The following is a 21,636-nucleotide window of genomic DNA, read 5'->3' as shown; positions in this document are numbered from 1 at the left end:
CTTAAAGTGTTTCCACCTCAACCATTCGAGCCTCAGATTCTCGCAAAGCAAATGTGGATGATCCAACTCTGATCAAAATGGGGCCTTGACCCAAAAATCCTTTGCGCAATACCTCCACCTGCTCGCCAGGCAGAAAACCAATATCTTCGAGTTGACCGCGAATATCCTCCTGATGATTGCCTGTATTGGCAATCTTACTAACGCGAGCTCTGATACCCGGGAGGATTTCTTCAAGATTCATGATTAACTCATTATATCCCCACATGAGAATGACTATCATTCTCCGAGGGTAAAGATTGGAGCTCAATAATCGCCTATTTAAGCGACGACTATCTTGATATGAAACAAAAAAGGGGTGACTTAGTCCTGCTGGGGAATGGAGTAACCGTTATGTACGAGGATTCGCTTAGCAACAGGGCCTTGAAGATACTCATAAAGCGTGACCGCAGTAGGTGCTGGATCGCGCTTTAAAACCATGCGTTGCCGAATGGGGGCATATAAATCATCGGGTAGAGCGATATATTGAATTGTTGAGCTCAATTCAGACGACTTTGCCAAAGATAGCGCTGTAATGCCGACTTTGACAGCTCCCGTACTGACATAAACAGCCGCAATAGAAATATTTTCCGCAAATATCAATCTCTCCTGAAGCTCGCCCCACAACTTCATTGCCTGAAGATATTGAACGGAGGATCTGCCATAAGGCGCTAAATCGGGATTAGCTATCGCGATCTTCTTGGAACCTCTTAATAAAGCCTTAATACTCTCTGGGTCTGAATTTAAAACAAAGCCGGCAGCAGAATTTGTAATGAGTGCTAAATGCCCGGCCGCATAAACTACCCCACGGTCACGGGTCAGTCCAGCTTCTGCCAATTTCAAGGGATAGGACTCGTCTGCAGAAATGAACAAATCATACGGTGCACCTTGTTTCATTTGACTGGCAAGGTTGCCCGATGATCCATAAACAATCCGAACGATTTTGCTTTGCGGATGAGTCTGTCTGAAGCCCTTATAGATCTCCTCAAATGCGGGCTTGAGGTTACTGGCGACAGCGACTGTTACTGGTTGCGCATAAGAAAGGGAGGCCCCAAAACTCCAGGCCAGAAATCCCAGTGCGCAAATGATTTTTAACATGAGGAATAGTTTATAGCCAACCCAGGATCTGCTTCTTAAGTCCAATCGATTTATAGCCCGGGGTCTGACCAGACAGCGCGCGAATTTTCCGAATAAGCTTAGCGAGATCTTTATTAGCACTTAACTCTTCGCCCATAGCCAGGAAAAAGATTTCATCCTTAAGTTGAATAAAGTCCAGACCATTCTCGATGGCAACACTTTTAACACCCATACCTACGTCTGCCTTCTTCGCCAAAATAGACATGGCGATTGCGGAGTGCGTAAACTCCTCATTCTCATAGCCTTTGATAGCGCGGGGGTCCATACCCTCCTTAATCAAAAGCGTATCTAATAGCAGCCGCGTTCCAGACCCCTTCTGCCGATTGATAAAACGGATCTTGGGGCGCAATAAATCTTTTGTCGAAGTGATGCTGTGGGGATTACCTTTTGCCACCATCAATCCTTGAACCCGCTTCATGACTGGGAATATTTGCATTCCTTCTTTTTGCAGGCGCTTTGAAATAATTTTTGAGCTCTGCGGGTCCGATACATGGAAACCCGCAATATCGACCTCGTAATTCAATAGACGCTCTAATGCTTCGCCTGAACCAGCGGTAATTAACTCAAAGCCGCCAATATCAATCACCGCCTTCTGAATAATCGGATCACTGCTGCTGGCAAGACGCCACTGTTTTTTCGCCTTGACTCTAAATTGAGCAAAGCCTTCTTCCAGGTGAGATAGGCTGGTTTGACCTAAACGGATTGTCTTTTGATCAAAATCATCGGTAAATTGAATCAGATATCTAGCATATTCGGATAAGTGGGATCCATGACCCCGCACCCGATCCATTAACTTAAAACCCAAGGCCTGCTCAACGTTATTGAGTTTTTGCCATACATTTCTATAAGAAAGCCCCATCTTTTTGCAAGCAGACATTAAAGTCTTGCCCTGCTCGATATCCTTTAAAAGACTGGTCAGCCATACCAAATCCACAACGGCCGGGTCTTTAGCGTTCTTATTACCAAAAACGAGGGTAGGCCGGATCTGAATTCTCATATGTAATTTTTTGCATATTCATGTTTTGTAAGATAACAAATGTTAACCGAACATTCTTAAGGAATCGAACTCAGATGAAATCCACGATCACCCGCATTTTGCTATCCGCTGTCACAGCATTAACGCTATTGAGCGGTCCAGTTTTTGCACAAGAGAAAAGTATTGTGGTGTCCTCCACCACCTCCACAGAGCAATCTGGTCTTTTTGGCTTCATATTGCCAATCTTCAAAATGAAGACTGGCATTGAAGTAAAGGTAGTTGCCGTTGGTACAGGACAAGCCCTCGATATCGGTCGCCGTGGCGATGCTGACGTTGTATTCGTACATGACAAACCCGCTGAAGAGAAATTTGTTGCCGAAGGTTACGCCACCAAACGGGTTGAGGTGATGTACAACGACTTCGTGCTGATTGGGCCAAAATCTGATCCAGCAAAAATTGCCGGTGGAAGAGATATCAAGGCGGCATTTCAGAAAATCGCTACTGCTCAAGCGCCATTCGTATCTCGCGGTGATAAAAGCGGTACTCACGCAGCAGAGTTGCGTTACTGGAAAGACTCTGGCGTAGCAGTTGCCCCTACCCTCACTTGGTACAAAGAAACTGGCTCAGGTATGGGTCCAGCCTTGAATACTGCATCCGCAATGAATGGCTACATCTTGGCTGATCGCGCTACATGGCTTTCCTTCAAGAACCGTGGTGATTTAGTGATCTTGGTTCAGGGCGATCCAAAACTGTTTAACCAATACGGCGTCATGCTGGTTAACCCAGCTAAGTTTCCTCATGTGAAAAAAGCAGAAGGGCAAGCATTTATCGATTGGATTACTTCCAAGAATGGTCAAGACGTCATTGCTAGCTATCAAATTGGTGGCGAGCAACTCTTCTTCCCGAATGCAAGGAAATAATTAGCATGAGAAATCCTCACTTTTTCAGCGCGCTACTTTCCACTCTGTTGATTGGCATATTCATGCAAGCATCTGTCGCACAAACCAATCCTAAAGTTGAAGCCACGTATGGGCAAGGTGCCAAGATTTTTAAGCTGGCAACTGGCAGTCCTGGTGAATTAGGTCTTCTGCAACAACTTGGCGAAGCCTTCGATAAAAAGGAAGGCGCGCGCTTAGTGTGGATCAAGGCTGGAAGTGGTGCCTCCCTCAACCTGCTGAAAACACAACAGGTTGACATGATCATGGTGCATGCGCCTGAGGGAGTGAACAAGGCCATTGCTGAAGGATGGGCGACCGGTAGGACGTTGATTGGTTCTAACGAGTTTTATATTGTCGGCCCAAAGGCGGATTTAGCCAAGATCAAATCCGCTAGCAGCGGCGCAGATGCTTACGCAAAGATTGCCAAGGCACAGACTAATTTCATCTCCCGAGGTGACAAATCCGGCACTCACCAGAAAGAAATGGATATCTGGAAAAAAGCGGGGATTACACCTGAGGGAAGCTGGTACATCGTGACCAATGACTTTATGACAGCCTCTCTTAAGAGGGCGAATGCGGATAAGGCCTACTTCATGACCGATAGCAGTACTTGGGTGGCGGAGAAGAATGTCGCTCCTGAATTGCAGATTCTATATCGCGGTGATCCTTACCTAGTCAATACCTATGATGCTTTGGTGGCACCAGTAGGCGCCACTGAAAATCGCGATACCGCTGCGAAGTTCATTCAATTTGTGGCCTCTGATGAAGGTCAAGCCATCATTCGCAACTACGGGAAAGCTCAATACAAAGAAGCCCTCTACAATGATGCTGTTTACGCAAAACAATATGTCCACTAGGAAAAATCATGGAACTTAAAGTCAAACTCAGCGCCCGCAATACATTAAGCGGAAAAGTGGTCGAACTCAAAATGGGTCAAACTACTTCTCATGTGAAATTAGATATTGGTGGCGGTCACATTGTTACTGCATCCATTACCAACGAAGCTGTTGATGAACTTCAACTCAAAGTAGGCGATCACGCTTGGGCCGTAGTGAAAGCCTCTGATGTGATGATTGCTAAAGACGCTTAATCTGTAATAGTCATGCAAAAGGCCCGCAATGCGGGCCCTTTTTATTTACCACTTCAGCACTTTGCAGTACTGAATTGAAAGTATTGAATGCTTACTTCTTTGGTGTTACAAAACCAATCGCTGTATCGTCAACAAACTCAACTATGACATCATCACCAGCTTTGAATTTCTCAAGACCTAAAACGCTTTGATCCACTTTCACTTTTTGCTTCTCGCCTGAAGGCAATGTGAAAGTCACAACACGAGTTTTTGCATCGATTGTGCTGATCTTGACTGTTGCATAAACAGTATCTGTAGTTTCTTCAAATGGCTTAGCAGAACCTTTACCAGAGATCACCACTGAACGTACGCCAGAAACGCCTGGTTTAGCATCCTTAGGTGCAGCGATCAAACCAACAGCAATCGCTTGAGCATGCTCAACTACAAATACATCGCCCTTCTTCACTTTATCCAAATCATTCACTTGCTTGGATACATTCATTTGAGCCAAATTACCGTTAGCATCTTTCAAAACAACGATGCGCTTTTTCAAATCCACTGAATCAACAGTAGCAGTCAATACGATCGCTTCGGCTGCCAATGGCAACATTTTTGCTGGAGCTTGAGCAAACACGGTGTTTGCAGCAACCAAGCCAAGTGAAGCAATTAATGCAGCAAGTAAAGATTTCTTCAAAATAACTCCTAAATAAAGGTTTATGTAAGGGGGTACCAAACTGCCGGAACCGCGAATCCATTTTAACCATGAAGCGCCTTACTGATAAGCCTTAAGACTAATATTGATGCTTCAGACAAGTTCAATTTGTTACATTAGCGCTAGACACCCCATCCCCGCCTTTGATAGATAGATACCGTGATATTGATTAAACCCTGGCAGGAAGCAGAAAAGGATGCCTACCCCATCCGCCAAGCGGTCTTTATTGAGGAGCAAGGGGTTCCGGAGGCAATGGAGCTCGATGAATTCGACCCCCTTGCCCAGCACGCCTTAGCGTACCGGGGATTGGACTGCATTGGAACCGCCCGACTTGTTGCCTTACCAGGGCATCAGGGTCGAATCGGTCGGATGGCGGTCTTGCCAGCATATCGAAGACAAGGGATTGGCAGGCAATTGCTCTGTGCCTTACTTGAGAACGGTAAATCCCAAGGTATTACTGAATTCGAGCTGCATTCTCAGCTCTCAGCCATCCCGTTTTATGAGCAATTTGGATTTGTCGCCAAGGGCGCCATCTATGATGAAGCGGGTATTGCGCATCGCGATATGATCCTAACTATCTAAAAGCTATTCATTACTCATGACCCAATTAGCCAATCCACCCTTTCTATTTCGCGTTTGCTACTCAGATACAGATGCTGCAGGATTCGTTTATCACGCTCGCTATTTGGAGATTTTTGAACGAAGTCGTTCCGAATGGCTTCAGCAAAGAGGATTGAGTCCCACTAAACTCATCAATGAGTTTGGCATTCTGTTGCCAGTTCGTGAAATCACCATGAACTTTCATAGGCCGGGGCGCTTAGACGATCTTCTGAGCATCGATCAAATCATCGAACATCGAGGTCGCACCCAAATTGCCGTCAAGCAAACGGCTAAACGCATTACTGAGGGCGCTGAGCCAGAGCTGATTGCTAGTGCCCTCCTCCACATTGTTTGCGTTGATACCACAACCCTTAAACCCAAGGGCCTGCCTGACTGGCTTTTTGTTGCTGATCAATAATCATATATCTAAGGGGCTTTCATGAAAGAAGGTAAGTTACTAATATTTGTAAAGAGTCTCGCTACACTTCTGGAGATGCATCCAAGTGAAGAGCTCATCTTTTCTAATGGAAGAAAGCTTTTAGAAAGCTTAATAGCTACAGATGACTGGTTGCCAGAAGCGTTCTGCAAACCACACCCTGATTATTACCAGCAATACCTGCTATATGCAGACCCACTGGATCGTTTTTCAGTGGTCAGCTTTGTGTGGGGCCCTGGACAAAAAACACCACTGCATAACCATACCGTCTGGGGAATGGTCGGTCAGCTTCGAGGGCAAGAACGAAGCGCCAATTATTACCAACAGGCGGATGGCAGTTACACAGCAGAGGAGTCCTTCGTTTTCAAACCAGGGCAAGTGGCAACGGTGTCTCCCAAAACACACGATATTCACGTGGTGGAGAATGATTTGAGCGATCAAACCTCCATCAGTATTCATGTGTATGGCGGCAATATTGGACGTATTGAGCGGGCAGTTTTTGACCCCATTACCGGCATTGAAAAATTATTTATCTCTGGCTATGCCAACACGGCAACCCCGAACCTCTGGAATACAGCCGGCAATCCTGCTTCATAGCTTAAAATAAGGCCTCTTTCTGCAAACACTTCAAGTGTGGCAGCTCACCCCATTGGCCGGGACAGTCGTTTAATTGAATACGGGCCAATATTTATTTGGCCCTTATGTTATTTACAGATCTCGGTTTATCAGAATCCATTCTTCGCGCTATTAGCGAGGAAGGCTATACAAGCCCTACCCCCATCCAAGAAAAATCTATCCCCGCAGTTTTAAAGGGTGGTGACTTACTTGCCGCAGCCCAAACAGGCACCGGCAAAACTGCTGGCTTTACCCTGCCGATTCTTCAGCGTTTAAGCAGTACCGCAAAGACCGGTGGTAAACGTCAATTACGTGTGTTGATTTTGACTCCCACCCGCGAATTAGCCGCTCAAGTACAAGAATCCGTAGTTACCTACGGAAAATATACCGACCTCAAATCCACTGTAATTTTTGGCGGTGTCGGCGCCAACCCACAAATCAAAGCAATTGCTGCAGGACTCGATATCTTGGTAGCGACACCTGGTCGCTTACTAGACTTAATGTCTCAGAACTGTGTATCTCTTGCCAATATTGAAATCCTCGTGCTTGATGAAGCCGATCGCATGTTAGATATGGGCTTCTTGCGCGACATTAAAAAGATTTTGGCTGCACTGCCTAAGCAACGTCAGAACTTGCTGTTCTCAGCAACCTTCTCTACCGAGATTAAGGCTTTAGCTGATAGTTTGCTCAACTCCCCCGCATTGATTGAAGTGGCTCGCAGCAATAGCACTAATGATGCAATTGCTCAATTGATTCACCCAGTCGACAGAACTCAGAAGCATCCCTTACTGGCGCATCTCATTAAAACAAATGATTGGCATCAAGTGCTGGTATTTACTCGCACTAAACATGGTGCCAATAAATTAGTGACGCAATTAGAAAAAGATGGAATTACCGCCATGGCGATTCATGGCAACAAGAGTCAAAGTGCCCGCACCAAAGCATTGGCAGAGTTTAAAGATGGAAAAATTACCGTCTTAGTTGCTACGGATATCGCTGCACGCGGTATCGATATTGATCAACTCCCCCATGTTGTGAACTACGACTTACCAAACGTATCAGAAGACTATGTGCATCGCATTGGTCGAACTGGAAGAGCGGGCTCTAACGGAGTTGCAGTATCTTTAGTCTGCATTGATGAACATCAAATGCTCAGAGATATTGAAAAACTCATCAAGCAAAAACTGCCACAGGAAGTGATTGCGGGATTTGAGCCAGACCCCAACGCAGTGGCACAACCGATTCAATTGCGTAGCCAACAACATCAGCAATCTAAAAAACCCCGTCCAGCCGGTGGTAGTGGTGGTGGAAAGCCTGCAGCTAAGCGCAGCAGCCCGCCAAAGCGCAGTTTTAACCGATAAAGTAGCTCCTTACAATATAACCATCATCCATGAACAAAGAGATTTGCTGTGAAAATCAATCGTCGTAATTTTTTAGGAACAACTGCCGCATTAGGTGCTAGCGCATACCTTGCAGGGTGCTCAACAGCACAGACTAATCAGACATCAAAAATTGCAACACCCTTCTTTATTGGCAATCCAGAAAAAGTATTAATGCCTAAAGGTAAAGCGCCACGCATTGTGGTAGCTGGTGGTGGTTGGGGCGGAACGGTTACTGCCAAATACCTTCGCAAGATGTCTCCGCAGGCTGAGGTGGTATTACTTGAACGTAACCCTGTATTCTTCTCTTGCCCAATCAGTAACAAGTGGTTGGTTGATATGGTGGATACCAACTTCTTAATTCAGGATTACTTACAGGTCTCCCAAAAGTACGGCTATCAATTTATTCAATGTGAGATTCTGAACATCAATCGTGATTCCCGCAATGTGATCACAAACCAGGGATCCATTGAATATGATTACCTCGTTATTGCACCTGGTATTCGCTACAACTACGAGGCTTGGTTTGGTGATGATCGTGAGACTGCAAACGCTACTAAAGCGCGCTTTCCGGCGGCTTATATTCCTAATAGCGAACACTTCAACCTAAAACGTGCATTGCATAGCTTTAAGGGCGGCGACTGGGTAATGACACTACCCCCTCCACCTCAACGTTGCCCGCCCTCTCCATATGAGCGAGCCTGCATGATCGCCTGGTATTTCAAGACCAATAAGATCAAGGCAAAAGTTACCATCCTGGATCACAAAGATGATGTTCGCCCTATCGGACCGGGCTTTAAGCAGGCATTTAGAGAGCTCTATAAGGACTACATCGAGTATGTTCCTAATGCCCATATTCAAAAGGTTGATCCATTTAATAAGCGCATCCAAACTGCCGCTGGAGATATGAAGTTTGACCATGCTATTTTGATGGCGCCCCATCAAGCTGGCGACTTAGTTTGGAAGGCTGACGGCATTGGTATAAATCCCCAAGGCAAAGCTACTGGTTGGGCAGATGTTGATAACAAGATGTTGACCTTGAAAAAAGATGATCGTGTTTACGTGATCGGTGATGCGGTAGGTATTGTTTCCCCACAATTTCTCTTCTACCCAAAAAGCGGACATATTGCTAATCGCCATGGAAAAATTGTCGCCGCTTATATCAGTGAACGTTTAGCAGGTAGGGATCCAAAGGTTAGCCTACCCGACAACCTTTGCTACATGATGGTAAATGGCAGCCCAAGAGAAGCAATCAATGTGCAATTTGACTATAAGATCAATGCTCAGGGCATTATCGAGCAGACGCAAATTGACTACAACCAACGCTCAGCAGCATTTGTAGCAGAGAACTTCAAGTGGGCTGGGTTGATGTTTGATGATATGTTTGGATAAACTGACTGAAGCACTCTATGACTAATACAACTACCCAGGAACCCCGCCTTACCTCCCTCTCGCATGGCGGTGGTTGCGGCTGCAAAATTGCCCCTGGCGTTCTATCTGAGATTCTCAAGAGCGTTCCACAACTGCCTTTCCCCAAAGAACTCTTAATTGGCATTGAAACATCTGATGATGCTGCCGTCTATCAGATCAATGAATCTCAGGCGATTGTTGCCACCACCGATTTTTTTATGCCTATCGTTGATGACCCATTCGATTTTGGGATGATTGCAGCTACTAATGCGATCAGTGATATTTATGCTATGGGTGGCACCCCACTATTTGCGCTGGCTCTCGTAGGCATGCCAATTAAAGTATTGTCTAATGCGACGATTGCACGCATTCTTGAAGGTGGTGCTGAAGCATGTAGATCGGCTGGCATTCCGATTGCTGGAGGTCACACGATTGACTCAGTTGAACCTATTTATGGCTTAGTTGCTATTGGGATAGTTGACCCCAAACGAGTCAAGAGCAATGCTGCCGCTCAAGCTGGTGATGTCCTGATCTTAGGAAAATCACTGGGAGTGGGCATCTTGTCTGCCGCACTCAAGAAAGATCTTTTAGATGATGAAGGCTATCGAGAGATGATTGCGAACACCACTAAGCTGAACTCTGCCGGCCCAGAACTAGCAAAACTTCCCGGGGTACATGCTCTGACGGACGTTACAGGCTTTGGTCTGGCGGGCCACACTCTAGAATTGGCTCGGGGATCAAATCTTACTGCGCAGATCAACTGGGAACTAGTTCCCCTACTCTCCAATGTTCAGAGTCTGGCTGATCAAGGCGTGATTACCGGTGCATCAGATCGCAATTGGCAAAGCTATGGAAAAGATGTTTTTCTGCCTGAGCAATTTACTCCTGGACAGCAAGCGCTACTGACCGACCCGCAAACTAGTGGTGGCCTACTAGTCTCCTGCAGCCCAGATGCTGTAAATGATGTTTTAGAAATCTTTAAACAACATGAATTTTTTAGTGCTTGTGTCATTGGGAAAATGAACAGCAAGCAAGATCAGCATTTAACGGTATCGCTCTAATCCGCTTTAAGATTAAACACGCTCGAAAAATCGAGCTGACCGTTGCCAGCTTTGCTATGCTCCTCATATAGTTTTCGGGACAACTCCCCTAAAGGAGCGCTCACATCTAGATCGCTAGCATTCTCCGTTGCTAGACCTAAATCCTTTAACATCAGGTCTACTCCAAAACCGCCGACATACCCTTTTGAAGATGGCACGTTCTCCATTACTCCAGGACAAGGGTTGTAGAGTTCTAAAACCCAATTGCGTCCCGAACTCTTGGACATAATGTCTGAGAGCACCTTAGGGTCCATGCCGTTGGCCACACCCAAACGCAAGGCTTCACTAGTCCCCAGCATCTGTATACCGAGCAACATGTTGTTGCAGACCTTGACGGTTTGACCGCTACCACTTGCGCCCGCATGAAAAATATTCTTACCCATTTTCTCAAGCAATGGACGGGCTCGATCGACATCGGCCGCATCTCCACCAACCATAAAGGTCAAGGTTCCGGCTTGCGCTCCTGCGGTGCCACCAGAAACTGGGGCATCAATCATGGCAAAGCCTTTGGACTTTGCAACTGCTGCTACAACCTGAGAAATCTTAGGAGAAATCGTAGAGCAATCAATTAGTAGGGACTTGGGATTGGCTGTAGCAAGCAAACCTGAGTCGCCTAAATACAAAGCCTCCACATGTCGTGACGCAGGGAGCATGCTGATGATCGCATCTGCATCGAGGGCAGCCTCCGATGCGCTATTCGCGGGAATACCACCCGCCGACTGAAAAGCATCAAGTTGCGCCTGAACCAAATCAAAGCCGTTGACCTGGTGGCCCGCTTTAATTAAATTGAGGGCCATGGGCAATCCCATGTTACCCAAACCTAAAAATGCGACTTTCATGTGTGCCTCGTATGCGATGGTGAAGTTCCAATATCTCACTATAGACTGCTTATACACTAGCAGGATAAATTGCGCGGAGACAAAATGACCATTAAAGTGATCGGCCTCATTCAGCTAAACGATCTTGAGGCTTTTGAGGAATACCGCAGTCAAGTTGGAGATACGGTAGCCCTGTATCAAGGGAAGATTACCTCTCGAGGAGAATTCAGCTCCTTCCTCTGGAATGAATTAAAGTGCGACCCCTTTAATGCATTTGTGGAGTTAGAATTTCCGGACCTAGAACATTCACAGTCTTGGGCCAACAGTCTAGAGTATCTAAATTTGTTAGCAATTCGTAGCAAAGCGATGAGGCTGACTTTATTTTCTATTGCATCTTAAAAGAATAAAGCCCGACTCTTTGTGGGAGCCGGGCTGCATTCATTCGGGGGTAATTTGAATTACTTCTTAGCTTCCATTGCCTCTTTAGTGGCGGTAATTTCTTTACGACGCTCTTTGCATGCGCCAGCGATTTCTTGCAATGCTTTACGTGCACGTGCAGCAGATGCCTTAATGCCTTTTTCAATAAACTTTTCGTTTTCCGCTTTGTAAGCTTCAAAAGCAGCCAACAATGTATCGTGTTGTGACATCTTGTCTCCTATTAATCAGATAATTATTTGCATACAGCCGAATTAGTATATCCCTAGAAAAACTAGTGTAAATGCAGGGTTACATAAGGGATAACGCTTATATCCCGTAAATCCTCCAAAATAAGAAAAACACTAAAAAAATCGGAGACAAACATGAAAATCAGAAATATCCTCGTTTTATTGGCCAGCGCCCTCATTAGCCTGCAGGCCTTCGCCCAAGCGAGCAACTGGCCCACTCCAAATAAACCCATTACCTTTATTAACCCCTTCCCACCTGGAGGTGCAGTTGATGCTTTTGGCCGCCCTTTAGCCAAGCAGCTTTCCAGCCAAATGGGCACCTCCATCATCGTCGATAACAAAGGTGGTGCTGGCGGCACAGTTGGTGCGGCAGTGGCAGCGAAAATGGCTCCAGATGGCTATACCTGGCTTCTTGGAGCAGTTCACCACTCTATTGCACCGAGTATGTACGCCAATTTGTCTTATGACATCACCAAAGACTTTGAGCCGGTGGCTCTGATTGGAAGCGTCCCGCATGTGATCGTAGTGAACCCAACGAAGTTTCCCAAAAATGATCTGAAATCGATCATGGAAGAAATTCGTAAGTACCCTGGCAAATACAACTACGCATCAACCGGCAATGGAACATCCCAACATTTGACTGGTGAATTGTTTAAGATGCAAAACAAATTATTCATTACCCACATTCCCTATCGCGGCACTGGACCAGCATTACAAGACTTGGTAGCCGGACAGGTAGACATGATGTTTGACACTCTAGCTGGAGCAGCACCCTTCATTAAAAATGGTCAACTCGTTGCGGTAGCTGTTGCCACCCAAAAACGTGTAGATGCCTTCCCCAATGTTCCAACAGCGCAAGAGCTTGGCATCAAGGACTTTGTGGTTTATAGCTGGTATGCCATGTGGGCTATCAAAGGCACGCCGAAAGATATAGTCGACAAAATGAGTGCAGAAGTTCAGATTGCCCTTGCCGCTCCTGACATCAAAGAGCGTTGGGCATCGATGGGGGCCACGGCACCTAAAATGAGTCGCCCAGAGTTAGCAAGCTATATCAACCAAGAAATTATTCGCTGGAGCGAAGTAGTGAAGAAATCTAATGCTAAATTAGATTAATACATAAATTAATAACTACAACAAAAAGAAAAGAATTTATGTCGATTAAAAATCAAGATTATGCATTTGTCAGAAACAAACTGATTAAAAAAGAAGAGATTGCTTTGCTGGATGTTCGCGAAGAAGATCCTCATGCTCAAGAGCATCCTTTATTTGCAGCCAATTTTCCGCTGTCCCGCATTGAAGTGGATGCATTGAGCAAACTTCCAAGAAAAGATGTTCCAATTGTGACGCTTGATGATGGCGAAGGCTATTCGGAGTTAGCGGCGCAGCGACTTACCGAGCTTGGCTACCTAGATGTATCCGTCCTCAAGGGTGGCGTTACAGCATGGAAAGCTGCTGGCGGCGAAGTATTTAAGGACGTGAATGTTCCCAGCAAATCATTTGGTGAGTTCGTAGAATCTAAAAAGCATACGCCCTCTTTATCCGCACAAGAAGTAAAGAAACTTATCGATAATCATGAGGACGTTGTTGTTGTGGACGTTCGTCGCTTTGATGAATATCAAACCATGAGCATTCCCACTGGTATTAGCGTACCAGGCGCCGAGCTAGTCTTACGTGTTCCAGAGATTGCACCCAATCCAAAGACTAGAGTAATTGTTAACTGCGCAGGAAGGACCCGCAGCATCATTGGAACCCAATCATTGATTAATGCGGGCATCCCAAATGAAGTGAATGCCTTACGAAACGGCACAATTGGCTGGACCTTAGCTGGACAAGAGCTGGACAAAGGGCAGAGTCGAAAATTCAAAGAGGTTAGCGAGAGTACCGCAAGCGAAGCTGCTCAACGAGCACGTAGTGTTGCCGACAAGGCTGGGGTTAAACGGGTTAGCCTTGCCGATATGCAAGAGTGGAAATCCCAAACTGATCGAACAACCTACTTCTTTGACCCCAGAACCCCAGAAGAATATGAAGCTGGTCATCTGCCAGGATTTCGCTCGACTCCTGGCGGTCAATTAGTGCAAGAGACAGAAATGGTTGCACCCGTTCGTGGAGCACGCATCGTCCTGTCTGATCCGGGCGGCGTTAGAGCGAATATGCCGGCTTCATGGCTTGCACAGATGGCATGGGATGTTTATGTCATTGATGGCATCAAAACTTCAGACCTGACAGAAAAAGGTGTGTGGGTTCAAGCTCTGCCTTTAGCAAATGAGATACAAATGGTAGACGCAAAGACGGCTTCAGCATGGCTTCGAAATGACAGTAGCACGACTTTTGTAGACTTAAGTACACACGCCAACTATGTGAAAGCGCATATTCCAGGAAGCTGGTTTGCACTACGCTCACAGTTCGCCACCGCTATGGCCAAATTACCAAAATCAGATCGCTATGTACTTACTAGTACCACGGGCGAACTGGCCGTATTCGCTGCCAAAGAAATTCAGGCGCTGACAAAAGCCGAGATTGTGGTTTTATCCGGTGGCAATAAAGCTTGGATAGATGCAGATTTTGAAGTCGAAAAAGGGGGCGCTCATTTAGCATCACTCCCGCTAGATCGTTATAAACGTCCCTATGAAGGCACTAGCGTTGATCCTGCAGCAATGCAGGCTTATCTAGATTGGGAGTTTGGCTTAGTCGAGCAACTCGGTAAGGATGGAACCCATCACTTCTGGGTTCTGTGAGAATCTTAGGAAAATGATTCAACCAAGCCTACTTCATGCCCTATTGATACTGACAGTCCTGCTTACTGCTTGTAGTCGTGATACCTACACCACATGGTCATGCAGAGATTCCATGGGGGAGAAATCCTCCATGATTCTTAAAAAAGCGCAGATGCAGTTTCAGGATCGCCAATATGATTACTGCGGAAGCCTTGGCCCTCAGAGCTATTTTGATTTAAAGTGTCCTATTGAGATCAAAGATTCAAGCAAAGTATTTTCACCTAGTAGCGGACTTCTCATCAGCGATACAACTGAATTTCAGTGCAATGCCCTCTAAACAGAAAAATCCACTAAGCCCCAAGAAATTACTGCTCAGTAAATGGACTGCAGTTCACCCCACCCATCAGCGGAAGCACTTTTTGGTCAGCAAAGTCATACTTCCAGATCTACCTGAAAAAGCAATTGAATATGTGGAATTAGAGGCCGTAATCGATAAGCAAAGCCGGCTGATTGCATGGCGTGAATTGAGTAATAGTGCAGTATGGCTTCAGGGCTGGGTATAAAAAACCGCCTGCACTTGAACTGACCCCCAAAAGTTGGACATCAAGTCCAGCCAATGGGGTTTTTCTATTTACTAAGGCAATTACTTTATTTCTTCTTGGTTTCAGAGCCCTTTCTGAGGTGCTCCTCGATATTCTTTTCTGCAGTATCAGCCACTTGATTCACAATTTTTCTACCTTCTTGAAACATCTTTTGGCCTGCAGTAGACATGTCATGAACCACTTTAGATAACTTATCCGCATGGTTTGGTAATTTGCTTTCAGCATCCTCCAGCCAGCCAACTAAAGAACTGCGAACTTTTTCTAAGTGCTTTTCAGTTTCAACGGCAGCATCATCACCAATATCCTTGAGAACAGACTTCACCCTCTTTTGATAAGCGGCGGCACGTTTTGCAGCTTCTTTACTTGCGGCCTCTTGCAAATCTCGTAATTTGGCCAGATCATTTTTTGCTGCAGATTTTGCACTCTCCATGGCATTTTTCATGCCCCACTGAATTTCTGCAAGATGGTGCTCGCTCAGATCTTTAGCGGCATCTAATAATTTATGAGAATAGGCAAATAACTCCTTTGCCTTTTCTTGTTGCCATGCTTGAATGTCCTTCTTATCCATTACACCCCTCCATTGGTTAAATTAAAGTATTAACACATCAACAAACCTACGCTTCAACTCTATACCAGAATCAGCTCCTTGCCAATTCCCTGCTTTATTAGCATTAAAATCAGGGCATGAGCGAAAGAAAAAACCCCTACGAGATTATTGGTGGCGCAGGTAAGGTCGAAGAATTAGTCGATCGTTTTTATGACTTAATGTCCCTAGAGGAAGTCTTTGCAGACTTACGTGCCATGCATTCCCAAGATCTTTCGGGCTCCAGAGATAAGCTCAAGCTCTTTTTAACGGGATGGCTGGGAGGTCCAGACGTCTACTCCCCCAAATATGGTCACCCGATGCTGCGTGCCAGACACTTGCCATTCAAGATTGGCCTTAAAGAGCGCAATCAATGGCTAGCCTGTATGTATCGCGCCATGGAAGATTGCGGTATTGATGGTCAGATTGGGGCTCAGCTAGAGGAGTCTTTTTTCAATACCGCTGACTGGATGAGAAACCAGCCAAACTAATTAAGCCAATGCGTATTGGGCAATTTCTCTAGATAGAGTGGGCGCAAGCAAAACCACTTGCCCAGGCCCACTGAAAGTTATGACCGCCAAGATGCCCTGTGACATCGACACACTCACCAATAAAAAATAAACCAGGATGATTGCGGGACATCATTGTTTGGCCATCTAGCTCTTTGGTATCGACGCCACCCAACATGACCTCTGCTTTTTTCCAGCCTAGCGTTCCAGCTGGCTTGACAGACCAATTGGTGATGAGTTCTTTAAGAGCTTGACGATCCTTTTTAGATACCTCAGCCCATTTTTTTCCTAATAGGTTTTTTTTGTTCAGCAAATGCTTTTGATAAGCGCAAAGGCATCACTGATGCCAAGATGTTCTCAGTCAACTTCAGGCGGTTATCTTCGTTATTGAAAAGCTCATCGCAACTAAAACGTCCATTGGCTTCGACCGCACCAAGCCAATCAATGTGGATGACCTCACCTTCAGTCCAGTAACTACTTGCCTGCAAGACTGCCGGCCCTGACAAGCCTTTGTGCGTTAATAGCAAATCCTCATTAAAACGGCAGGCGCCATAGCGATTACCTTTAGATCCTGCCGCAATGCGAACCGGCAAACTTAGGCCAGATAATTCAATCAGATTATCAAACTCACCGGAGGTAAACGAGAGCGGTACCAGCGCAGGACGTGGCTCTATCACTTTCAAGCCAAACTGCTTAGCAATGTCTAATGAGTAAGCCGTTGCGCCAATTGCAGGAACTGGCAGGCCCCCTGTTGCCATCACCAGTGATTTTGATCGCTCAATTCCAGCATTCGTCTTAACAACCCACTCACCCGCCTCACTGGAGACGGACTCCACCCTCACTGGATGACGAATATGAACATTCCCTTTGGCGCATTCCTCAAGGAGCATCTCGATAATTTGCCTAGCAGAGTCGTCACAAAATAGCTGGCCCTGATGCTTCTCATGATAGGCAATGCGATAAAACTGAACTAGCTTAATAAAGTCTTTTGCGGAATAGCGTGCTAAAGCACTTTTTACAAAGTGAGGATTGAGTGATAAAAAATTAGCGGGGCTACTATGTAGATTAGTAAAGTTACACCTACCTCCGCCACTAATCCGAATTTTTTCACACAAGACATCGGCGTGATCGAGTACTAGTACTGTTTTACCCAGTTGGCCAGCAACACCAGCGCAAAAGAGTCCAGCTGCGCCACCACCAATAACGATGGCATCCCAAGTTTTACTCATGATTTACTTAAAGCGCTCAATGACTTCAGCCGGCAGCTTCAGTTTTTGCATATGCAAACGGGTATACGCTTGACGAAAATTTTTAGTCATGGAGATCATGACCGATGCTGTCCAAGCAAAAGCAAACATCCCAGAAAAAGCAATAATGATCGCTAGCATTTTCCATCCACTTGGCAGCAGGTCGTCCATGAAGCCCATCGCAGTATAGGTACTACCACTAAATAAAATACTCTGACCTAAATTCGGCAAGAGATTAAGTGCCCGTAATGAGATTCCCCAAAGAATGATTTCAAAGATGTGGGTAAGGAATAAGCACAGAACGCTGATATAGAAAACAACAGCAACAGATGAGTATTTATGTTCTGACAGGTAAAGGAATGACTTGACCTCATAGCGCTTCGCAATCTGGAGCAAAAGAAGCCCGTGCACGAGCATCACAATGAGAAGCATGGTGATGCCAAACAAGTATGCTGGCAAATCCAGTTCGGCGGTGAGGGTAACAGTATTAGAGATAGTCATAGTGTCTTGTACTTATTTTACAGATCTCTGAGTCAAACACCTTAAGCCAACTGATACCAGTCCCGTATGACTGCCCAAGCTTCTTCAGCTGTTTCCACAAAATGAATTAAATCCATATCAGCCTGCTCAATAACCCCGTGAGTAAGCATCTGATCGAAGTTGATGACCCCTTGCCAAAAATCCTTCCCCACCAGGATGACCGGAAAGTGTTCTACCTTTTTGGTTTGCATCAGGGTGAGCACCTCAAAGAGCTCATCAAAGGATCCAAAGCCGCCCGGATAAACCACAATCGCCCGCGCCCTGAGCATGAAATGCATTTTGCGAATGGCAAAATAATGAAATCGAAAACTTAAGCCTGGCGTAAGGTGGGCATTTGGATGTTGCTCTTTTGGCAAGCTGATATTAAAACCAATGGTGTTATCCCCGGCCTCAAAAGCACCTCGATTAGCGGCCTCCATAATTCCAGGGCCACCTCCGGTGGCGACATATAACTTATTTCGGCCCTCCGTTTGGGTCGCGTTATAGACCGCTACGATTGCTCCGAATTCTCTTGCTGAATCGTAATACTTGCAGTGAAGTAATGCTCTTTGAGCCTTTGCGATCTCTGGAGGCGTGTTTGCGCCGTCCTTCATCTCCTGAGCTGTTTGGCAACTCACAAATCGGGTGGAGCCAAATACCGTAATCGTATGCTCAATTCCATGCTCATGTAACAAAATCTCTGGCTTTAGCAACTCCAATTGAAAGCGTAGGCCCAGGGTTTCTCGTCGAGCTAAAAAGGCCTGATCATCAAATGCAAACTTGTAGGAGTCTTCAGAACTGTCTTCCGCTAGCTGACCTTTTTGAAGGCTCAGAAAATCAGTGATTGTTTGAGAATTATTTACCGGTAACTTGGAGCTCATGTCACAACCCTTAAAAATAGCGGCTCATCTTCAGCCAAGTCAGTATTACTACCTAGAATATTGCACTAATTTGGCATCTAGGGCTTATGCGGATTTACCGAGCGTCCTACAGGAGTTAATATTGGCGGATATTAACCAAACTGAAGGAAAAGCAATGAGCAACCGTTCAATCATCATCATGGTACTAGTATTAGTTGGCGCTACAGCCTATTTACTCTTCAAAGGCGACGGCGACATTGATATGGGCGGCGAGAAGCATGGTGCTGAAGCAGCTCACATGGAAGATGCTAAGAAAGATGCTCCTGCAGCTCCAGTTGCACCAGCAGCTGAAGCCAAGAAATAATCTCGACTAGAGAAATCAAGCCGCGGTCCGCCGCGGTTTTTTTACGCCTGGTAATTTCATATGAAAATTCCATGAATAAAATCATTGGCGCTGGACTTCTGCTGATTTCTCAATTGGTATTTAGTCAAGTCGTGAGCTCAATGCCCCCTAATACAGTAGATAAGACCATGATTAAATCATTTGCCCCCACTGGAATCCTTCGCGTTGGAATCAACCTAGGAAATCCTGTATTAGCAGGCTCATCTGACAAGACTGCACCTCAGCCTAAAGGGGTGACAATTGATATTGCGAAAGAAATTGCCAGACAAATTCAATTGCCAATTGAGTTTGTCTCGTTTCAGACTGCCGGCGAGACTGTTGAAGCACTCAAAGTTGGCACGCTTGACCTTATCTTCGTCGCCATCGACCCTGTTCGCGGGGCTGATATTAGCTATACCCCAGCCTACATTCAAATCGAAGGGGCTTATATGGTCAAAGCATCATCCCCATTGAGGAAGAATGAAGAGGTTGATGTAGCTGGAAATGAAATTGTGGTTGGCAAAGGAAGTGCTTATGACCTTTACCTAACTAGAGAAATTAAACATGCGACGCTACTGCGATCTGCGAGCTCCCAAACGGTTGTAGATGATTTTATGAAAGGCAAAGGCAATGTTGCCGCTGGCGTTAAACAACAACTAGAAAGCGATGCCCAGCGGTACGAAGGCTTGCGCATCCTTCCGGGCCGCTTCATGGTTATTAATCAAGCAATTGGGGTGCCTAAATCGCGCCCTGAGTTTGAAAAAACGACTGCCTTCTTGACTAAAGTGATTGCAGGGCTCAAGACTTCTGGCTTTATCAGCGAGTCTATGAAACAACATGGCATCCATGGCGCTAAAGTGGCCGAATAAATCTCAGCAAGCATAGGTATGTAAGCGCTCCGGAATAATGACATTCTTCCACCCGAGCTCTTCACGAATCACCTCTCCCAATACAGCGGAGGCCTCGGGCTCTCCATGCACCACAAAAACAGATTGTGGCGCCACCTCAAATCCTTGTAACCACTCTAGTAAACCAGCCTGATCAGCATGGGCGGATAACCCGCCAATAGTATGGATCGATGCCCTGACTGGAACCTCTTCGCCAAAGAGGCGCACTTTCGTCGCCTTATCCACAAGCCGACGTCCTAAGCTACCATAAGCCTGAAAGCCAGTAATCACAATCGCATTTTGTGCACGCGGTAAATTATTTTTCAAATGATGAACGATGCGTCCAGCATCACACATGCCGCTCGCTGAAATGATGATGGCTCCACCCTTAATTTTATTGAGTGCTTTAGACTCATCTACATCCGCAATAAAACGCAGATCAACTGCGCTGGGATTATTTTTAAACCACTCAAAAGTAGATTGCGACTCTTGGTCTAGTTGCGCAAAGAAGTGTTGCGTTAAATGCGTAGCTGCAGTAGCCATCGGGGAATCCACCCAAATGCTGAGATGAGGCAATAAATTCCGCCTTACTAAATCAATAAGTAGAAAAAGAATTTCTTGTGTACGGCCTACGGCGAAGGCAGGGATCACGATATTTCCATGGGTATTCATGGTGCTAGTAACAACCTGGATTAATTCAGCCTCTGTATCGGCTAGAGTTTTATGCAGGCGATCACCGTAAGTTGACTCCACTATTACGACATCTGCTTGAGAAATTATGGCGGGATTGGGCATTAACAGCCTTCCTTTCATACCAATATCTCCAGAAAATACGCAGCGCTTTTTCTTAGATTGATCTTCGGTAATATCGAGAATAGCAATCGCGGAGCCCAGAATATGTCCCGCATTCTGGAACTCCAAATTAATACCCTTGCAGAGCTCTATCTGCTTACCATAGGCAAGCACTTCGCATTGCGCAAGAGCGAGTTCAGCCTCTTCCATGGAGTACAGCGCAACCGGGAGTTCTCCACGCCACTTACCCGCCTTTTGCCTACGCTCCGCTCGATCCACATCAGAGTGCTGCAAATGCGCACTATCTGGCAATAGGATTTTTAATAACTCAAAGCTAGCATCGGTGCAATAGATTGGCCCTGAAAATCCCTGTGCACAGAGTCGTGGCAGTAGACCGCTATGGTCAATATGCGCATGGGTTAATACGACAAAATCAATTTCTTTTGGGGAAAAGGGCAAGGGCTCTAGATTTTTTGCTGTAGCCTCGCGCCCACCTTGGAACATGCCGAAATCGACCATAAACCTTGTTTTACGCCCACCCAAGGTAAGTTCTACCGAATGCCTGGATCCGGTAACCTCTCCAGCCGCCCCAAGAAATTGTATTTTCATGGTTACAGAATACTCCCGATAAAATTGATGGTGAAGCCAAT

27 protein-coding genes and 1 pseudogene are annotated in these 21,636 nt (G+C 45.8%); 17 read left to right on the top strand and 11 right to left on the bottom strand.

Features of this window, described 5'->3' with window-relative positions; translation table 11 throughout:
• Position 1: 1 nt before the first annotated feature.
• The 3 genes from CBI30_RS05690 to CBI30_RS05680 all read right to left on the bottom strand — a co-directional run bounded on the left by CBI30_RS05690 (position 2) and on the right by CBI30_RS05680 (position 2,170).
• Positions 2 to 241, bottom strand: a complete 240-nt coding sequence (locus CBI30_RS05690) for a FeoA family protein (RefSeq protein ID WP_088527356.1) — start codon at positions 239 to 241, stop codon at positions 2 to 4.
• A 119-nt stretch (positions 242 to 360) separates the two neighbouring features.
• Positions 361 to 1,134: a molybdate ABC transporter substrate-binding protein gene (modA, locus tag CBI30_RS05685; protein WP_088527355.1), complete on the bottom strand. Its 774-nt coding sequence runs from the start codon at positions 1,132 to 1,134 to the stop codon at positions 361 to 363.
• Positions 1,135 to 1,144: 10 nt separating this feature from the next.
• Entirely contained in the window at positions 1,145 to 2,170 is a 1,026-nt protein-coding gene (locus CBI30_RS05680) for a substrate-binding domain-containing protein (RefSeq protein ID WP_088527354.1), read from the bottom strand.
• A 74-nt stretch (positions 2,171 to 2,244) separates the two neighbouring features.
• Between CBI30_RS05680 and CBI30_RS05675 the strand changes: the two genes are divergently transcribed.
• The 3 genes from CBI30_RS05675 to CBI30_RS05665 are packed head-to-tail and all read left to right on the top strand — an operon-like array spanning position 2,245 to position 4,177.
• The gene (locus CBI30_RS05675) at positions 2,245 to 3,069 is read left to right on the top strand and encodes an ABC transporter substrate-binding protein (RefSeq protein ID WP_088527353.1); all 825 of its coding nucleotides are present in this window, start codon (positions 2,245 to 2,247) and stop codon (positions 3,067 to 3,069) included.
• 5 nt (positions 3,070 to 3,074) lie between these two features.
• Entirely contained in the window at positions 3,075 to 3,944 is an 870-nt protein-coding gene (locus tag CBI30_RS05670) for an ABC transporter substrate-binding protein (RefSeq protein WP_088527352.1), read from the top strand.
• 8 nt (positions 3,945 to 3,952) lie between these two features.
• On the top strand, positions 3,953 to 4,177 hold the full coding sequence (locus tag CBI30_RS05665) for a TOBE domain-containing protein (RefSeq protein ID WP_088527351.1): 225 nt from the start codon (positions 3,953 to 3,955) through the stop codon (positions 4,175 to 4,177).
• Positions 4,178 to 4,268: 91 nt separating this feature from the next.
• Here CBI30_RS05665 and CBI30_RS05660 read toward each other — a convergent pair whose 3' ends face one another.
• The gene (locus CBI30_RS05660) at positions 4,269 to 4,850 is read right to left on the bottom strand and encodes a hypothetical protein (protein WP_088527350.1); all 582 of its coding nucleotides are present in this window, start codon (positions 4,848 to 4,850) and stop codon (positions 4,269 to 4,271) included.
• Between the two features lie 177 nt (positions 4,851 to 5,027).
• Here CBI30_RS05660 and CBI30_RS05655 point away from each other — a divergent pair, with 177 nt between their 5' ends.
• From CBI30_RS05655 to selD, 6 genes are all read left to right on the top strand, one after another.
• A complete protein-coding gene (locus CBI30_RS05655; RefSeq protein ID WP_088527349.1) occupies positions 5,028 to 5,450 on the top strand; it encodes a GNAT family N-acetyltransferase in 423 nt (140 codons plus the stop codon).
• A gap of 16 nt (positions 5,451 to 5,466) precedes the next feature.
• Positions 5,467 to 5,886 (top strand): YbgC/FadM family acyl-CoA thioesterase, encoded by a 420-nt coding sequence (locus CBI30_RS05650; RefSeq protein WP_088527348.1) that lies wholly within the window; start codon positions 5,467 to 5,469, stop codon positions 5,884 to 5,886.
• 21 nt (positions 5,887 to 5,907) lie between these two features.
• Positions 5,908 to 6,501 carry a cysteine dioxygenase family protein gene (locus tag CBI30_RS05645; RefSeq protein WP_088527347.1) on the top strand — a complete coding sequence of 198 codons (594 nt, stop codon included), beginning with the start codon at positions 5,908 to 5,910 and terminating at the stop codon, positions 6,499 to 6,501.
• A gap of 104 nt (positions 6,502 to 6,605) precedes the next feature.
• Complete coding sequence (locus CBI30_RS05640; protein WP_088527346.1) at positions 6,606 to 7,880, top strand: DEAD/DEAH box helicase; 1,275 nt, start codon at positions 6,606 to 6,608, stop codon at positions 7,878 to 7,880.
• 54 nt (positions 7,881 to 7,934) lie between these two features.
• Positions 7,935 to 9,290 carry an FAD-dependent oxidoreductase gene (locus CBI30_RS05635; protein WP_420812044.1) on the top strand — a complete coding sequence of 452 codons (1,356 nt, stop codon included), beginning with the start codon at positions 7,935 to 7,937 and terminating at the stop codon, positions 9,288 to 9,290.
• Positions 9,291 to 9,307: 17 nt separating this feature from the next.
• Positions 9,308 to 10,369, top strand: coding sequence for a selenide, water dikinase SelD (gene selD / locus CBI30_RS05630; RefSeq protein WP_088527344.1), 1,062 nt, complete (start codon positions 9,308 to 9,310; stop codon positions 10,367 to 10,369).
• Here the strand turns inward: selD and mmsB are convergent.
• Positions 10,366 to 11,247 (bottom strand): 3-hydroxyisobutyrate dehydrogenase, encoded by an 882-nt coding sequence (gene mmsB / locus CBI30_RS05625; RefSeq protein ID WP_088527343.1) that lies wholly within the window; start codon positions 11,245 to 11,247, stop codon positions 10,366 to 10,368. The genes selD and mmsB overlap by 4 nt on opposite strands.
• An 84-nt stretch (positions 11,248 to 11,331) precedes the next feature.
• Between mmsB and CBI30_RS05620 the strand changes: the two genes are divergently transcribed.
• Positions 11,332 to 11,625, top strand: a complete 294-nt coding sequence (locus CBI30_RS05620; protein WP_088527342.1) for a DUF1330 domain-containing protein — start codon at positions 11,332 to 11,334, stop codon at positions 11,623 to 11,625.
• A gap of 59 nt (positions 11,626 to 11,684) precedes the next feature.
• Here the strand turns inward: CBI30_RS05620 and CBI30_RS05615 are convergent, their stop codons facing one another.
• On the bottom strand, positions 11,685 to 11,873 hold the full coding sequence (locus tag CBI30_RS05615; RefSeq protein ID WP_011903187.1) for a hypothetical protein: 189 nt from the start codon (positions 11,871 to 11,873) through the stop codon (positions 11,685 to 11,687).
• Between the two features lie 153 nt (positions 11,874 to 12,026).
• Here CBI30_RS05615 and CBI30_RS05610 point away from each other — a divergent pair, with 153 nt between their 5' ends.
• The 4 genes from CBI30_RS05610 to CBI30_RS05595 are packed head-to-tail and all read left to right on the top strand — an operon-like array spanning position 12,027 to position 15,168.
• On the top strand, positions 12,027 to 13,004 hold the full coding sequence (locus CBI30_RS05610; RefSeq protein ID WP_088527341.1) for a Bug family tripartite tricarboxylate transporter substrate binding protein: 978 nt from the start codon (positions 12,027 to 12,029) through the stop codon (positions 13,002 to 13,004).
• Between the two features lie 38 nt (positions 13,005 to 13,042).
• Positions 13,043 to 14,626, top strand: a complete 1,584-nt coding sequence (locus CBI30_RS05605) for a rhodanese homology domain-containing protein (RefSeq protein WP_088527340.1) — start codon at positions 13,043 to 13,045, stop codon at positions 14,624 to 14,626.
• Positions 14,627 to 14,639: 13 nt separating this feature from the next.
• A complete protein-coding gene (locus CBI30_RS11055; RefSeq protein WP_143744365.1) occupies positions 14,640 to 14,942 on the top strand; it encodes a hypothetical protein in 303 nt (100 codons plus the stop codon).
• Entirely contained in the window at positions 14,932 to 15,168 is a 237-nt protein-coding gene (locus tag CBI30_RS05595; RefSeq protein WP_088527338.1) for a TIGR02450 family Trp-rich protein, read from the top strand. The genes CBI30_RS11055 and CBI30_RS05595 overlap by 11 nt, the downstream gene beginning before the upstream one ends.
• Before the next feature lie 85 nt (positions 15,169 to 15,253).
• On the opposite strand, the gene CBI30_RS05590 is transcribed toward CBI30_RS05595, so the two are convergent.
• Positions 15,254 to 15,775 carry a hypothetical protein gene (locus CBI30_RS05590; RefSeq protein WP_088527337.1) on the bottom strand — a complete coding sequence of 174 codons (522 nt, stop codon included), beginning with the start codon at positions 15,773 to 15,775 and terminating at the stop codon, positions 15,254 to 15,256.
• Between the two features lie 116 nt (positions 15,776 to 15,891).
• On the opposite strand from CBI30_RS05590, the gene CBI30_RS05585 reads away from it, so the two are divergent.
• A complete protein-coding gene (locus CBI30_RS05585; RefSeq protein ID WP_088527336.1) occupies positions 15,892 to 16,281 on the top strand; it encodes a group II truncated hemoglobin in 390 nt (129 codons plus the stop codon).
• Positions 16,282 to 16,309: 28 nt separating this feature from the next.
• Here the strand turns inward: CBI30_RS05585 and CBI30_RS05580 are convergent.
• From CBI30_RS05580 to CBI30_RS05570, 3 genes and pseudogenes are all read right to left on the bottom strand, one after another.
• Positions 16,310 to 17,528: pseudogene (locus CBI30_RS05580) on the bottom strand (BaiN/RdsA family NAD(P)/FAD-dependent oxidoreductase).
• Between the two features lie 3 nt (positions 17,529 to 17,531).
• Entirely contained in the window at positions 17,532 to 18,047 is a 516-nt protein-coding gene (locus CBI30_RS05575) for a hypothetical protein (RefSeq protein WP_088527335.1), read from the bottom strand.
• Positions 18,048 to 18,088: 41 nt separating this feature from the next.
• Positions 18,089 to 18,946 carry an LOG family protein gene (locus CBI30_RS05570; protein ID WP_088527334.1) on the bottom strand — a complete coding sequence of 286 codons (858 nt, stop codon included), beginning with the start codon at positions 18,944 to 18,946 and terminating at the stop codon, positions 18,089 to 18,091.
• On the opposite strand from CBI30_RS05570, the gene CBI30_RS11310 reads away from it, so the two are divergent.
• Both CBI30_RS11310 and CBI30_RS05560 read left to right on the top strand, forming a co-directional pair.
• On the top strand, positions 18,945 to 19,289 hold the full coding sequence (locus CBI30_RS11310; RefSeq protein WP_240553511.1) for a hypothetical protein: 345 nt from the start codon (positions 18,945 to 18,947) through the stop codon (positions 19,287 to 19,289). The two genes, CBI30_RS05570 and CBI30_RS11310, sit on opposite strands and share 2 nt — an antisense overlap.
• 71 nt (positions 19,290 to 19,360) lie before the next feature.
• A complete protein-coding gene (locus tag CBI30_RS05560; protein WP_088527333.1) occupies positions 19,361 to 20,176 on the top strand; it encodes an ABC transporter substrate-binding protein in 816 nt (271 codons plus the stop codon).
• Between the two features lie 3 nt (positions 20,177 to 20,179).
• Here the strand turns inward: CBI30_RS05560 and CBI30_RS05555 are convergent, their stop codons facing one another.
• Entirely contained in the window at positions 20,180 to 21,595 is a 1,416-nt protein-coding gene (locus CBI30_RS05555) for an MBL fold metallo-hydrolase RNA specificity domain-containing protein (RefSeq protein WP_088527332.1), read from the bottom strand.
• Between the last annotated feature and the right edge of the window lie 41 nt (positions 21,596 to 21,636).

The organism is Polynucleobacter aenigmaticus (assembly GCF_002206635.1).
Classification (GTDB): Bacteria; Pseudomonadota; Gammaproteobacteria; order Burkholderiales; family Burkholderiaceae; genus Polynucleobacter; species Polynucleobacter aenigmaticus.
This window is presented reverse-complemented; position numbering and strand designations above follow the sequence as displayed.

Excerpts from the sequence above, each read along its gene's own strand:
- CBI30_RS05605 (WP_088527340.1), top strand. The coding sequence starts at position 13,043 with ATGTCGATTAAAAATCAAGATTATGCATTTGTCAGAAACAAACTGATT.
- CBI30_RS05665 (WP_088527351.1), top strand. The coding sequence starts at position 3,953 with ATGGAACTTAAAGTCAAACTCAGCGCCCGCAATACATTAAGCGGAAAA.
- CBI30_RS05675 (WP_088527353.1), top strand. The coding sequence starts at position 2,245 with ATGAAATCCACGATCACCCGCATTTTGCTATCCGCTGTCACAGCATTA.
- CBI30_RS05560 (WP_088527333.1), top strand. The coding sequence starts at position 19,361 with ATGAATAAAATCATTGGCGCTGGACTTCTGCTGATTTCTCAATTGGTA.
- CBI30_RS05680 (WP_088527354.1), bottom strand. The coding sequence starts at position 2,170 with ATGAGAATTCAGATCCGGCCTACCCTCGTTTTTGGTAATAAGAACGCT.
- CBI30_RS05590 (WP_088527337.1), bottom strand. The coding sequence starts at position 15,775 with ATGGATAAGAAGGACATTCAAGCATGGCAACAAGAAAAGGCAAAGGAG.
- CBI30_RS05615 (WP_011903187.1), bottom strand. The coding sequence starts at position 11,873 with ATGTCACAACACGATACATTGTTGGCTGCTTTTGAAGCTTACAAAGCG.
- selD (WP_088527344.1), top strand. The coding sequence starts at position 9,308 with ATGACTAATACAACTACCCAGGAACCCCGCCTTACCTCCCTCTCGCAT.
- CBI30_RS05640 (WP_088527346.1), top strand. The coding sequence starts at position 6,606 with ATGTTATTTACAGATCTCGGTTTATCAGAATCCATTCTTCGCGCTATT.
- CBI30_RS05645 (WP_088527347.1), top strand. The coding sequence starts at position 5,908 with ATGAAAGAAGGTAAGTTACTAATATTTGTAAAGAGTCTCGCTACACTT.
- CBI30_RS05575 (WP_088527335.1), bottom strand. The coding sequence starts at position 18,047 with ATGACTATCTCTAATACTGTTACCCTCACCGCCGAACTGGATTTGCCA.
- CBI30_RS05595 (WP_088527338.1), top strand. The coding sequence starts at position 14,932 with ATGCCCTCTAAACAGAAAAATCCACTAAGCCCCAAGAAATTACTGCTC.
- CBI30_RS05690 (WP_088527356.1), bottom strand. The coding sequence starts at position 241 with ATGAATCTTGAAGAAATCCTCCCGGGTATCAGAGCTCGCGTTAGTAAG.
- CBI30_RS05650 (WP_088527348.1), top strand. The coding sequence starts at position 5,467 with ATGACCCAATTAGCCAATCCACCCTTTCTATTTCGCGTTTGCTACTCA.
- CBI30_RS05670 (WP_088527352.1), top strand. The coding sequence starts at position 3,075 with ATGAGAAATCCTCACTTTTTCAGCGCGCTACTTTCCACTCTGTTGATT.
- CBI30_RS05610 (WP_088527341.1), top strand. The coding sequence starts at position 12,027 with ATGAAAATCAGAAATATCCTCGTTTTATTGGCCAGCGCCCTCATTAGC.
- modA (WP_088527355.1), bottom strand. The coding sequence starts at position 1,134 with ATGTTAAAAATCATTTGCGCACTGGGATTTCTGGCCTGGAGTTTTGGG.
- CBI30_RS05585 (WP_088527336.1), top strand. The coding sequence starts at position 15,892 with ATGAGCGAAAGAAAAAACCCCTACGAGATTATTGGTGGCGCAGGTAAG.
- CBI30_RS11310 (WP_240553511.1), top strand. The coding sequence starts at position 18,945 with ATGTCACAACCCTTAAAAATAGCGGCTCATCTTCAGCCAAGTCAGTAT.
- CBI30_RS05570 (WP_088527334.1), bottom strand. The coding sequence starts at position 18,946 with ATGAGCTCCAAGTTACCGGTAAATAATTCTCAAACAATCACTGATTTT.
- mmsB (WP_088527343.1), bottom strand. The coding sequence starts at position 11,247 with ATGAAAGTCGCATTTTTAGGTTTGGGTAACATGGGATTGCCCATGGCC.
- CBI30_RS11055 (WP_143744365.1), top strand. The coding sequence starts at position 14,640 with ATGATTCAACCAAGCCTACTTCATGCCCTATTGATACTGACAGTCCTG.
- CBI30_RS05555 (WP_088527332.1), bottom strand. The coding sequence starts at position 21,595 with ATGAAAATACAATTTCTTGGGGCGGCTGGAGAGGTTACCGGATCCAGG.
- CBI30_RS05620 (WP_088527342.1), top strand. The coding sequence starts at position 11,332 with ATGACCATTAAAGTGATCGGCCTCATTCAGCTAAACGATCTTGAGGCT.